A 12,488-nucleotide genomic window follows, 5' to 3' on the forward strand; every position below is an offset into this window, starting at 1 on the left:
GCCGGATGAAGATCTTCGTGGTTCATGGATACCAGGCGTCCCCCGGCGAGCACTGGTTTCCCTGGTTGAAGTCCCGCTTCACCACGGCACAGGACAGCGTGACGGTGCTCGAACTACCGACCCCGAATGAACCTGTGGAGAGCGGTTGGACTGCCGAACTGCACTGCGCCATCGGCCGTCCCACCGGGGACACGGTGATCGTTGCGCACAGTCTCGGCTGCATTACCGCCCTTCGCTATCTGGCGTCGCTGGAGCCGGGGTGGTCTCTCAGGGGGCTGATCCTGGTCGCAGGGTTCGCCGAACCCGTCGCTTCACTTCCGCTCCTCGATCCCTTCACCGCCGACAACGGTTTCGTCGACGAACTAGTGGTCTCCCGTTGCACAGTGATCAGGTCAGACAACGACACAGTGGTTCATCCTGCCGCCACTGCCCGGCTCGCGGCCAGGCTGCACGCAACGCTCATCACCATCCCCGGCGGTGGCCATTTCGGGTCCGCCGACGGGTACCAGCGTTTCCCCGAGCTGCAGCAGGAACTGGCTGGGCTACTTTCCACCGCACGCTAGGAAGGCAAACAAGTCGTCCTTCACCCGAAGGCTCCGCCCGCGCAGGAGCAGCATCGAAGGGCTGCGGACGTCTTTTGGTGAGCTGTCGGACACATCCAAACTGTCGTGGACGACGAAGTACCCCATTGACGCTTGCTACTGAGTTAAATGGATCTGCTGAGACTTCAGGACACATCATGAACACTTCATGCATCACCACTACTACTGAACGCCACCCGGATGCCGGCGAAACCCAACGTTTGACCCTGCGGGAAGACGGCATCCTGCACGTCTGGTGGCGACCGTCAACGGTGGTCTCTGTCGACGACGCGCGGGCCACTCTCGATGCATCGCTCCTCAACCCCGGATCCCGGCGGATCCTGATGAGAATGACAGCTGTGACGTTCACCAACGCCGCCCGCCGGGCCATCTGCACCGAGCAGGGCATTACCGCCATCGCTCTGCTCGGCGAGGATCCCGTTGACCGGGTAGTCGCCGCCTTCGCCGATAACGCCGCTCACCCAGCGCAGTTCTTCACCTCCGAGGACGCAGCCGTCGACTGGCTGGACACCTTCGCCTGACCCCACACCCCACGCAGGCCCTGGGTGAGCCCCGCCCTCCTGGTAGTGCCTAAACTGGTGTGATGTTGAGGATCGGGCTGTCGGGCGGCGTGCGCAGGGGAAATCACACTGGGTACTACCGGCTGATCACCGCTACGGAAACGGACCGGCCGGGCGGACTTCATTCAGCCGAGCCGACGGAGTCCTGATGGATCTGCAAAAGGTCTGGGCGTCCCCCGATTGGCGGGACCAGGTCCAGCAGTGGATCACGCAGGTGCTGGACAGTTGCAACCTGTCACAGACCGGCCCCCTGGAGCCGGCCCGTATCCGGTTTTGGTCCACCCAGCTGACGGTCCCCACCAATCACGGGCGGCTCTGGTTCAAAGCGAACAACCCCGGTCAGTTCACCGAGGCGGCCCTCGTGGCGTGCATGTCCGAATTGGTGCCGGACCATGTGGTGACTCCCCTGGCGATAGAGCCGGCCAAGGGCTGGATGCTCACTCCTGACCATGGAAAGACCCTTGCCTCACTAAAATCGACTGACTACCAGTTATGGGTTCGGGTGGTGATGGACTTCGCCGACCTTCAAAAACAACTCATTCCCCATAAAATGCCGCTGGCCGCCGCCGGACTAGTGAGCATGGACCCCGCGATCGCCGGAAATTTCGCCAGCAACCAGCTGCTCCTCCACACCGGCCTGCCCCCCGAGCATCCGTTGCATCTTTCGCCGCAGGCCGCCGACGGGGTCTACCTCAGCATTCCGGCGCTGGAGGAAGCCGCTGCCGCGGTCCTGGCCTCTGGTGTCCCCCTGAGCCTGGAACACAACGACCTGCACTCAGGGAACGCCTTCATCCCGGGCACCACCACAGCGCCACTACGATTCTTCGACTTCGGCGACTCCTACTGGGCCCACCCGTTCAGTTCGCTCTACGTTCCGTTGACCGTAATGCAGGAACAGTGGGAGACAACTGTTGACGATGCCCGGATCCGCTGCGTCATCAGCGCCTACCTTGAGTGTTGGACCGATTACGCCCCCCTCGCGGAGCTACGTCTCGCCGTCGAACCGGCACTCCAACTGGCGCGGCTGCACCGGTATGGATCGTGGTTGCGCCTCCTCATCCACGCCGACGATTCGGCAATGAGCGAGTACGGCCCACACGCCCTCGAGTACCTGCGAACCCTGACGGATCCGGTGCTGCGGTAGGTGAACAGCGTCTTTCTCGCAGCCAACGGGTCAATCGAGACCGTACCCATGGTTGCCCTGCTCGCGAACCACTTCATCCCGGGTTGTGAGGTTCCGGATCGCTCCGGCAGCTCACACACCCGGCTCCTCAGTACCGCCAGCGGGCACCACGCTGTCACCCTCACCGTTGGTTCGTCCGGGGTTGAAGTGAGCACTTCTGCGCCGTTGAGCCAGGTCCCCGGCCTCACCGCAACCATCCGGCGCTGGCTCGATCTGGACACCGATCTCACGGCGGTGGCAGCAGCGTTCGACGACGACGCCCTGCTGGGTCCGCTGGTCCGGCACCGCCCCGGGCTGCGTGCCGTGGGCTATCCCGAACCGTTCGAAGCAGCGATCATGACAGTCCTTGGCCAGCAGGTCTCGGTGGCGGCCGCTGGCACGTTTGGCGGGCGGTTGGCCGCTGCGTACGGAACACCCGGGGCGGCCGGCCTCACCGTCTTCCCCACCCCCGAGGCGCTTGCCTCCGCGCCGCCGGAGCAGCTTCGCAGTGCGGTGGGCGTGACCCGAACCCGCGGAGCCACCGTGCAGCACGTTGCCCGGGCCTTCTGCGACGGGCTGATCCTCCACGGCGACCCCACCGACATCCGGCAGGAGCTCCTGGCCATCCCGGGGATCGGGCCATGGTCGGCAGACTACCTGATGGTGCGAGTACTCGGGGATCGGGATGCCTTCACCCCGGGGGATCTGGTGTTGCGCCGTGCCATGGGCAACCCCAGCATCAAGGAAGCCGACATCCAGTCTGAACGGTGGCGGCCGTACCGGGCGTATGCCCTGTTTCACCTGTGGACCGAAGCCACCTCGGCCGAAAAAGTGCCGCACCCGCAGGTTAGTCGTTGAGCAGCAACTAATCTGCAGGCGAAGCACTTTTCTGGCCGTGGAGGGAGGTGGACGGGATTATTGGGGCCAGTACCCTCTGCGGTGCATGACCCCAGCCAACCGGTCTGCACGGTCGGATACCAGACCGTCCACGCCACCACCCAGGGTGAGCAGCCGTTCCATCGCTTCTGGGTCGTTGACGGTCCAGACGTGAAGCGGCAGCCCTGCCCGCCTGCAGCGTTGGACAAAGCGCTCGGTCACCACTGTCACTCCGACGTGCCGGACCGGAACCTGCAGGCAATCGACCCGGAGCATCCGGGCAAGGCGCCGGGTCTGACCCAGCGGACTCAGCAACCAAAGCAGCGCTGAATACGCCTGACCGGCCGAAGACGCCACCGGTCGCGACAACCGCTTCAGGACCCGCAGGCGCCGCCGGTCCGAGAAGGAGGCAACCAACACCCGGTCATGCGCGCCCAGGCGTTCAACTACGTCAGCGAAAGGCTCCACCGAGGCGTCGTCCTTGATGTCGATATTCAACTTCATCGCCGGCCACCGGGTCAGCACCTCTTCGAGCGTGGGGATCGGTTCGGTGCCCTGAATGTGGACGGTCCGCAACTCCTCCAACGACCGGTCCGCTATTGGCCCCGATGCGTCACAAACCCGGTCCAGGAGTTCATCGTGAAAGACCATGACCACTCCATCGCGGGTGGTGCGGATATCTATCTCCAAATAGCCGAAACCCAGTTCGGCTGCCGCCTCGAAAGCGACCATCGAATTTTCCAGCCCGTCGAGCGAAAAGCCGCGATGCGACAGGGCGAGCGGCCGTTGCTCCCCGTCCAGTCCGATGTTTCGCAGGTACGGCAACATGCCTAGAAGGAGGCCCTCAGCGCGGCGAGGCGTTCCTCAAGAATCTGCGCCACCCCGTCCTCCTCAAACGCTGGCGCCTGCTGATCCGCCGCGGCAATAGCTTCCGGGTGCCCCGACGCCATTGCGTAGCCGGTGCCGGCCCAACTGAGCATCTGCACGTCGTTGGGCATGTCCCCGAAGGCGACGACGTCGGCCTGGCTGATACCCCGGCTGGCCGCGAACTCGGCGAGGGTTACCGACTTATTGATGCCAGGCATCGACATCTCCAGGAGGGCAACGCTGGGCGCAGAATGGGTGGCAGTCACCAGATGGGCCACCGCCGGGCGGACCCGGTTGAGGAAATTGTCGGGCAAAACCTCGCGTTCACGGGCCAGGAACTTGATGACGCCCTGACCTGCGAGCGAATCCGCAAGGGGCATGGCGACTGCGCCGGCGAGTAGTTCAACCGAACCCTCCTCGGCGAACCCATGCTCGATGTGGAATCCGGTGACGGTCTCGGCGGCGAAAGCGGCCGCGGGATAGAGGTCCAGGATGATTTCGCGAGCCGCCAGAATGTTGCTGTGCTCGAGCAGGTGGGCGCTCAGCACCCGTTCATCATCCAGGTTGTAGGTCACGGCCCCGTTGGAACAGATGACCGTGCCACGGTGACCCAGCTGTTCACGCAGCGGGTCCAGCCAGCGAGGCGGCCGGCCCGTTACAAACACCACCTCGACACCAGCATCCAGGCACCTCTGAAACGCTTCGACGGTGCGGGGACTGATCTTGCCGTCGTGACCGACAATAGTTCCGTCCATGTCGCTGGCGACCAGGCGCATGCGGGTACTCCTTCAGTGAGCAGGTGAGTTTAAGCGTACCTGCCCGGAGCAGGCCGATGCCCCGGTGCGTGACACGCGTCCGGGGCATCGAGAGGAAGCTGGTTGGGCGGGATCTACTGCTCGAAGGTGGCGATCAGGCGGGCCCGCCCAAGGGTATGCGAGAACAGGTTGAACCCGAGGTAGGCGTTGCTGCCTTCCGCGGGCACCTCGAGGGTTTCCACGTCTACTGCATGCACTACAACGTGGTAGTGGTGCGGTCCATGACCGGCCGGTGGGGCAGCGCCGATGAAGCCGCTGAAGCCGCCGTCGTTCTTCAACTGGATGGTGCCTTCCGGCAGGTCGGTGCTCCCCTCGACTCCGGCACCAGTAGGCAAGGAAGTGGTACTCACGGGGAGGTTGAAGACCGCCCAGTGCCAGAAGCCACTGGCGGTTGGGGCATCCGGATCGTAGACCGTCACGGCAAAGCTTTTGGTGCCCTCCGGGAACCCGCTCCAGGACAGCTGCGGTGACAGGTCCTTCCCGCCATCGATCCCCATGACTCCTGACGCATGCCTCGCATCCAGCGGCTGGTTGTGTTCAATGTCAGTGCTGGTGAGGGCGAATGCGGGGACTGCTGGCAGGTCTGCGTACGGATCGCGGGTCATTACTGCTCCTGGTTCACTTGGGGTCTGCTACTAGCTCGCTGCGCACCGGTGGATTCGCGCCAGCACGGGAAACGGTCACTGCCGCCGCCTTTGCCGCGTAGGCAAGGACCGCTTCCACCTGTTCAACGGAGATGTGGCGTAGGTCATTCCGCAGCTGGGCCCCAACGAGCCCGCGGTCCGCCAGCGAGCCCAGGAGCGCCGACATGAAGGAATCCCCCGCCCCCACCGTGTCCACCACCTGGGTGGCCGGCGCGGGCACCGACGTTTCACCGCGTTCGACGACGGCCCACGGACCGAGGGAACCACGCGTCACCACCACCATGGCCGGCCCTTTAGCCAGCCACAGCCGTGCAGTCTCGAAGACGTCCTGGCCCGGGTAGAGCCATTGAAGATCCTCGTCGGAGGCCTTCACCACGTCGGCGAGGGCAACGAATTTCTCGGCCTGCGCGCGGGCGTAATCGACATCGGTGACGATACTGGGACGGCAGTTGGGGTCATAGGAAATGGTGGCCAATGGGTGAGCCCGCTGGACGACGGCGAGCACTTCGGCCGCTCCCGGCTCAAGCATGGTGGCAATCGAGCCGGTGTGCAGCAGTGTGGTGCCGTCGAGGATCAGGTCCATCTGCTCACGGACGGTGGGCAGGTCCCAGACGAGCTGAAACGTGTAGGAGGCACCACCGGCAGGGTCCAGGCGTGCCGTTGCAATGCTGGTGGGGTGCCCATCTGGCCCGATCGGGGTCAGCACCGAGTTGCTGTGAAGGTGTTCATGGATCATCCGGCCGTACTGGTCGTCGCCCCAACGCCCGATGAACCGGCAGGGGTGCCCCAGCCGGGCCAGGCCCACAGCCACATTCATGGGGCTGCCGCCAACATGGGCGCGTGGCGAGGAGACATCGCTGATGACTTCGTCTATGAGGGTTTCCCCGATCACTGTGAGCACGCTAATAAGTTAGCATCCCGGGCAGCGGAAAGACCCTTGTGGGGACAACGGGATCGAGGACCCCGGCTGACCCTCGAGCCTAGGTGATCTCACGCACACTCGCCGGAATAATCCGCTAGTTGCCTAAGGCTACGGCTAGGATGGTGCGGGATTGCCGCTATCCGCGGCGCTAACCACGTACTAGTTGTTGGGGAAACCATGAAAATCAAGAACGCGGCGGCCATCGCCGTCATCGCACTCGCCTCGCTGACCGCCTGTGGCGAGGCATCAGAGCCTGCGGCCCCTTCCGAGGCCGCCGCTCCCACGCCGGCGAGCTCCACGGCACCCGCGCAGAACATCCAGGCTCCGGAGACCAACGACCTCATGGCCGAGGCCAGCCCCGAAGGCGCACGAGCCTTCCTGCATCACGTCTTCGAGCTGAAGTCCTACAACCAGCGGACCGGTGAAACCGAGCAGCTGCTCGCCACCTTCGATGGTGCCGAAGCAGCAACCGAAGAGGCTGAGGAATTCGCGGCCATGTACGAGGACGGCGGCTGGGTTCTCGGCGGACAGCCGAAGGTCAAGCAGATCATCGTCACCACCCCAGCGGACGAGGTAGCCGAGGAGGTCGAGGTTGACGCCCTGATCACCGTCAACCCTGACGCCTACACTTCGTTCGGCGAATCGGGTGAGGTCCAGGAGACCCGCCCGTTCGACCCGGCCGGCACCATCTACTCAGCGACAATTGTCTATTCAGACGGCGCCTGGCAGGCTACCTACCTGGAAGAAACCCCTGACGCAGAAATCCCGGCGGAGTAACCCGGTTTAGGCCGTCAGCCTGTTACGGCTGGCNCCCGGCTCCGGCTCCGAGTGCAACTCAGCTCTCAGTGTCGGAGCCCAGCGAAGCCCAATAGGCGGCACCCACGAGCGCGGCGTCGTCGGGCAGGATCGCCTGCTCGATCCTGAATTCTGCGAGCCGCGGGTCGGCAAGAGCCATTCCCGCGCGAATTGCCGGTTCAACCAGATCCCAGGACCTGGACATGGACCCGCCGATCACCAGGATCCCCGCGTCGAACCGGCTGATCACGATTGCGAGAGTCTCGCCCAGAGCTCCGAAAGCTCGGTCCAGCACGAGTCGTGCAGTTTCGTCACCGGCCCGGCTGAGTTCAGCAATGGTGTGGACGTCGGGACCGGAGTCCGGGCTCAGACCGGCCGCGTCGGAGTAGGCCGCGCGGATGGCGCGTCGGGACACGGTGTTTTCTAGGGGTCGGCCCTGATAGACCTCGTGGTGGATGCTCCCATCCGGTGAGACCGCCGGCCCGGTGCTGACCGGCTGCCCGTTGATCAGGAAGGTGGAGCCGACGCCGGTGCCCAGCGTGATGCAGATGGCCCGCTCATTCCCCCGAGCCGCCCCGAGGGCGTATTCCCCGATGCCGAACGCGTCGGCGTCGTTGAGGAAATGGATCGTGCCGGGGGTCGGTTTAATCCGCTTCATCAGCGCTTCACCGAGATCGAAGCCGTTCAGGCTGTCGAACTTTCCCACATGCTCGAAACGGCCAATGCCCTGGTCGTAGTCGAAGGGGCCGGGAATAGCTACCGACCAGGTCGCTCCCGGCTCGCCCCGCAGCGCGTCGGCAGCAGCACCAATCTCCTCGACCAGGCTCTCAGCGGTCCCCTGGGCCTGCAGGTCGACCCGAGCCAGGGAGTCCCGGTCGATAACCCACGTTCCGGATTCCACCACCGCGGCCGTGAGGTGGGTGCCTCCAATTTCGAGCACAGGGATGGTGTTGCCACTCATTGATGGGTGCCTTTCAGTCTGTCCGAATACGGTATCTCCGAACCAGGGTCAACAGTAATTCGTTGCGGTCCTCGCGGCAGCCTTCCGCGATTCGGTTAGGCCGCCATCAGCCGATCTACCGCCTGCACCACCCGCACCCAGGCTTCGGTCCCCGGGGTGATCATCGCGAAGTGGTCGCCGGGGATCATGATCAACTCAGCAGTCGCACCTGCGGCCGCCGCCGTCGTCACATAACTGTCCGATTGGCTGAGCGGCACCGTTGAGTCGTCCTCACCGTGCAGGGCTAGCACCGGAATGGGCAGCGGGATCGCTGTCATCGGGTCAGCCAACCGGTACCGAACGGGATCCTCGGCCGGGTCCACGCCCAGCAGGTTCAGCACGGCACCGTCTCCCAGCCCCTGTTCATGGGCTGCTGCCAGATTCAGCACACCCGACTGGCTCACGACGCCGGTCAGCGGTACCAGGGGCGTTCCGGCGCCGGGAGCCCCAGCGGGCAGCGTTGACCGCCCGGCGGCCCATACCGCGAGGTGGCCGCCGGCCGAATGGCCAAGCGCCGTCGTCGTGCCCAGATCGAGGCTGTGTTCGTCGGCCGCCGTCGCCAGGAGATCTATGCCGGCGCTCACGTCGGCGAAGGTTTCCGGCCAGCCACCCCCATTGCCGGCCCGTCGGTATTCAAGGTTCCAGCAGACGTAGCCCCGGGACGACAGGTCTTCGGCGAGAGGCCGGCCAAGATCCAGTCCGTACCCTGAGCGCCAATAGCCCCCATGGATAACCACGACGACGCCCGGGAGGTGCTCCCCGGCTGGCAGGTACAACTCGGCGAACTGGCTGGGATCATCGCCATAGGTGTAGCGCTGGGGTGTCACTGGTTCCTCCGGTTGCTGGGTGAGGTTGGCTGAACTGCCGGGCGCGCAGCCGGCGAGTGCGGTCGCTGCAGCGAGGCCGGCGGCGCCCAGGACGGTGCGTCGGCGTAGGTTGTCCACACCGGAAGCGTAACCTTGCCGACCCTTCACCTGCGCCAGGGAGGGTGTTTGAATGAATGGACCAATCAAGGGGGAACAATGCAGACCAAAGGAACCCGGCGGCTCATCACGGGCGGTATCGCACTGGTAGCCACGATTTTCATCCTGCCGACGCCACTGTTCGAAGTCTTCAACGGAACGGCTGAGGGCCTCACGATGGTGCTCTTCGTCCTCGGGGCGGCGCTCCTGGCGGGGGGACTGGTTCAGGTCGTCACCGGCCTGCGATTGCGATCACGAGACTTAAGCACTCCCCGAAGCTACGACACCCGGCAGCCGGCCACCCAGGACGATGATCGGCCCATCGACAGCCACTCCATGCCGACTGCCGCCCGCCAGGGGCAGATCGGCGNGGGCCCCTCTAGCCAGCCCTCCACCAGCACTGTCAGACCCGGCCGATATGATGGCCTGAAGCCATCGTCGGAGGAGTCTTAATGAGCGCCTGGGATCAGTTGGATGACCGTCTCCGCCCCGCGGTCGAAGCGAGCACCCGTGAGTTCGAGCGGGTACGGCCGCGCCTTGAAGAAGTGACCCGGCAAATGCAGGCCAGCATCCGGGAAATCTTCGTCGGCACCGAACTCAGCCCACTGTTCGTCACTGCTCGGACCAAGAGTATCGAGTCATTCCGTGACAAGGCCTCACGCATGCTCGCCTCAACAGTCCCCGGAGACGCCCCCACCCTGGTGTTCCCCGACCCGCTAAGAAACCTGACCGACGTCGTCGGCGTTCGGGTGATCACCACCCTGCCCCACGAGGTGGACGTTGCAGCGAATCTGATCAAGCGGCAGCGGCAGGAATTTGACTGCCGGGGCGACCGGGAGAAGGACATCGGCACCATCGAGTCCGGCACCTACGGCTACTCCAGCCGGCACCTCATCCTGCGCACCATCCAAAGCGAAGCGGTCAAAGAGTACCAGCGCGCCCTGGACCCGGCAGCCAAGGCTGGCGGCAGTTACATGCTCGAGGTGCAGATCCGTACGGTCCTGGCTCATGCGTGGTCCGAAATCGAGCACGACATCCGTTTCAAGGCATCAAATCCTCGGGCATGGAGCCCCTACTTCGACCGGCAATTCACTGGCACCGCCGCGATGCTCGAGTCAGTGGAATCAGCTTTCGCCGAGCTGCACGAGCGGTACGAGACAGTGACCGGGTTCTGGGATGAGGACGGGGAGGGAAGCGCCCCCCTGAGCCCCAACCGGGTCCGCGACGTGTGGCAGACCCTCCTCCCCCACGTTGACCGAAAATCCGACGACAACTGGGGTTGGGCTGCGGAACTGCTCGCCGCCCATGGACTGACGACGACGACGTCGCTGGCGTCGCTGCTCCAGGCGGACACCATTACGTCGGTTCGCCGAGCGTTGGACCACCGTTACTCGCCGGGCCCGGACCGGCTGCTCGACGACGTGCTGCTGTGGCACTACGGGGAACGCCACATCGACCTCACCGCCGAGGCAGCCGAGGCAGCGGTCTCGCCACGACGCGACAGCCTGCAGCGTCGGCATCGGCAAATGACCACCTTCCGGGCGCTGGAGGCCAGCAAATAACGCCTCAGTAACACCCGTCCCGCTAGGTTGCGGCATACCTGCGACGGGGCAGGTCCTGCGGAAGGAACTGTGCCATGGCCAAGTACGCACTCTGCGTCGGCATCAATAAGTTCGAAAACCTTCCGACCAACGCGTGGCTCAATGGCTGCGTCAACGACGCCAAGGACTTCGCCGCGCTTCTCACTGGGCATTACGGATTCGCGAAGCGGAACGTTGCGGTGCTCCTCGATTCAAAGGCTACGAAGGCTGCGGTGGTCGGGAAGCTGCAGGCCATGCTCAAACGGGCGAAACCCGGGGATCACCTTGTCTTCACGTTCTCCAGCCACGGCACCCAGGTCCTCGATGTCTCAGGTGATGAACCGGACGGCGCCGACGAAGCATTCGTCACCTTTGATATGCGGCAAAAGGGTGACCAGTGGGACGCCGCCACCCTTATTCTCGACGACGAGTTACATCACCTGCTCGGTACCCTTCCCGACGGGGTCCTGCTCGACGTCGTGCTGGACACGTGCCACAGCGGGACCGGGCTCAGGGCGCTGGATCTACTTCCCACCCGACGGCCCCGGTTCGTTCCGCCCCCGACGCCGCTCGGCCTGGAGCTCACCGAATCGGCGGATCCGCGCGCCTTCCGCGACCTGGTCCGGTCCGATGCGAAGGCGAAACCAGTCCTGTTTGCCGCCTGCCGGTCGGATCAGACAGCGGCTGATGCTGACTTCGCTGGACGATATAGCGGTGCCTTCAGCCACTACCTGCTCCAGGCCGTCAAAGACGACCCATCGGCAAGCCGGCGAGTGCTGCTGAAACGCGTCAGCGCCGACTTACGGGATGGGAAGTTCACCCAGCGGGCCCAACTGGAAGCGCCAGTGGCGGCCAAAAGCGCCGCGTGGGGCACCGCCTTCTAGGAACTAGCGGCCGCGCCCCCGGCTATGGAACGTGATTTTCGGTGTTCCAGTGCCAGACCTGGGCCGTGCATCAGAAGGAGTGATTTCCGCCAGGGTGGTGGCATCCCGAACCTTCTCCTGTGCGTTTTCCTGCTGCCTCACCGGGTCATAGACCGGTTTCAACGCCGCGTAACAAAGGTGGCCTCCCTCGTCGAATCTGAGCAACCCACCTCCGCGCAGGATGACGGGTCCGGGCCCGGACAACCCCATGCGGCGCATTTCGGGCCGCCCGATAGTGAACTCCTGAACAAAGGAGGCGCCGATCTCCGAGACGACGAACCCGTCCGGGCTGATCCGGATGCTGGGTCGCACCCGGTCCACGGTGATTGAATGCCGCTCATCCATCGCGGTTTCCCGTAACAAGTCCCCGTTCTCCCAGATGAACCTCACGATCTCTTCCGGGTCGGTTCCCAGCGCTGATAGCCGGACGGGGTACCTGAGGCTGCTCATGCGTTCGATCCCGGTGAGCAAATCATCGGCCGGCACCGTAACCCCCACCTCGGCGAAGCAGTCCCGCACCACCTGCCGATAGTGAAAACGATCCTGCGGAACCAGCACCAGGTCGGCGGAGAGGATGCCCCGCAGCAAGTCCGGCCAGGTCACGTCCACCGGAGCCATGTACCCGAGCCCACGGATCAGCATCGCCAGGACCTGTTCACCCACCTTCGCCCCGGACTTCGCCACCTGGTGCAGGCTCGAGCGGCCACCGGGCTGGTCCAGACGGATCTGCCATAGCCGCGCCACCACATTCAGCATCGCCCGCACCACTGGCTCGCCGCG

Annotated in this window: 14 protein-coding genes; 7 read left to right on the forward strand and 7 right to left on the reverse strand. The window is 64.6% G+C overall.

The features are described from left to right. The first annotated feature begins 5 nt into the window (after positions 1-5). From B384_RS19240 to B384_RS19250, 4 genes are all read left to right on the forward strand, one after another. Complete coding sequence (locus B384_RS19240; RefSeq protein WP_019484021.1) at positions 6-563, forward strand: RBBP9/YdeN family alpha/beta hydrolase; 558 nt, start codon at positions 6-8, stop codon at positions 561-563. A gap of 176 nt (positions 564-739) precedes the next feature. After that, positions 740-1,123, forward strand: coding sequence for a DUF7793 family protein (locus B384_RS19245; RefSeq protein WP_019484022.1), 384 nt, complete (start codon positions 740-742; stop codon positions 1,121-1,123). 187 nt (positions 1,124-1,310) lie between these two features. Beyond that, the gene (locus B384_RS0115545) at positions 1,311-2,306 is read left to right on the forward strand and encodes a phosphotransferase (RefSeq protein ID WP_019484023.1); all 996 of its coding nucleotides are present in this window, start codon (positions 1,311-1,313) and stop codon (positions 2,304-2,306) included. After that, complete coding sequence (locus B384_RS19250) at positions 2,307-3,182, forward strand: DNA-3-methyladenine glycosylase family protein (protein ID WP_019484024.1); 876 nt, start codon at positions 2,307-2,309, stop codon at positions 3,180-3,182. 57 nt (positions 3,183-3,239) lie between these two features. Here B384_RS19250 and B384_RS0115555 read toward each other — a convergent pair whose 3' ends face one another. From B384_RS0115555 to B384_RS0115570, 4 genes are all read right to left on the reverse strand, one after another. Further along, positions 3,240-4,028 (reverse strand): glycerophosphodiester phosphodiesterase, encoded by a 789-nt coding sequence (locus B384_RS0115555; protein WP_019484025.1) that lies wholly within the window; start codon positions 4,026-4,028, stop codon positions 3,240-3,242. Positions 4,029-4,030: 2 nt separating this feature from the next. Continuing rightward, positions 4,031-4,843, reverse strand: coding sequence for an HAD family hydrolase (locus B384_RS0115560; RefSeq protein ID WP_019484026.1), 813 nt, complete (start codon positions 4,841-4,843; stop codon positions 4,031-4,033). A gap of 113 nt (positions 4,844-4,956) precedes the next feature. Further along, on the reverse strand, positions 4,957-5,487 hold the full coding sequence (locus B384_RS0115565) for a YbhB/YbcL family Raf kinase inhibitor-like protein (RefSeq protein WP_019484027.1): 531 nt from the start codon (positions 5,485-5,487) through the stop codon (positions 4,957-4,959). 13 nt (positions 5,488-5,500) lie between these two features. Continuing rightward, a complete protein-coding gene (locus tag B384_RS0115570) occupies positions 5,501-6,427 on the reverse strand; it encodes a carbohydrate kinase family protein (protein ID WP_019484028.1) in 927 nt (308 codons plus the stop codon). Positions 6,428-6,625: 198 nt separating this feature from the next. Here B384_RS0115570 and B384_RS0115575 point away from each other — a divergent pair, with 198 nt between their 5' ends. After that, the gene (locus B384_RS0115575; RefSeq protein WP_019484029.1) at positions 6,626-7,225 is read left to right on the forward strand and encodes a DUF6318 family protein; all 600 of its coding nucleotides are present in this window, start codon (positions 6,626-6,628) and stop codon (positions 7,223-7,225) included. 58 nt (positions 7,226-7,283) lie between these two features. Here the strand turns inward: B384_RS0115575 and B384_RS0115580 are convergent, their stop codons facing one another. Further along, positions 7,284-8,204: an ROK family protein gene (locus tag B384_RS0115580; protein ID WP_019484030.1), complete on the reverse strand. Its 921-nt coding sequence runs from the start codon at positions 8,202-8,204 to the stop codon at positions 7,284-7,286. A gap of 95 nt (positions 8,205-8,299) precedes the next feature. After that, a complete protein-coding gene (locus B384_RS0115585; protein WP_019484031.1) occupies positions 8,300-9,187 on the reverse strand; it encodes a prolyl oligopeptidase family serine peptidase in 888 nt (295 codons plus the stop codon). Between the two features lie 470 nt (positions 9,188-9,657). Between B384_RS0115585 and B384_RS0115595 the strand changes: the two genes are divergently transcribed. Together B384_RS0115595 and B384_RS0115600 are read left to right on the forward strand one after the other, a co-directional pair. Continuing rightward, positions 9,658-10,767, forward strand: a complete 1,110-nt coding sequence (locus B384_RS0115595; RefSeq protein WP_019484033.1) for a GTP pyrophosphokinase — start codon at positions 9,658-9,660, stop codon at positions 10,765-10,767. 74 nt (positions 10,768-10,841) lie between these two features. Beyond that, a complete protein-coding gene (locus B384_RS0115600; RefSeq protein WP_019484034.1) occupies positions 10,842-11,669 on the forward strand; it encodes a caspase family protein in 828 nt (275 codons plus the stop codon). 3 nt (positions 11,670-11,672) lie between these two features. Here the strand turns inward: B384_RS0115600 and B384_RS20855 are convergent. Beyond that, on the reverse strand, positions 11,673-12,488 hold an 816-nt coding region (locus B384_RS20855), incomplete at its 5' end, for a hypothetical protein (RefSeq protein ID WP_026041233.1).

The sequence above is a fragment of the Arthrobacter sp. TB 23 genome (assembly GCF_000294595.1).
Taxonomy (GTDB): Bacteria; Actinomycetota; Actinomycetes; order Actinomycetales; family Micrococcaceae; genus Arthrobacter_D.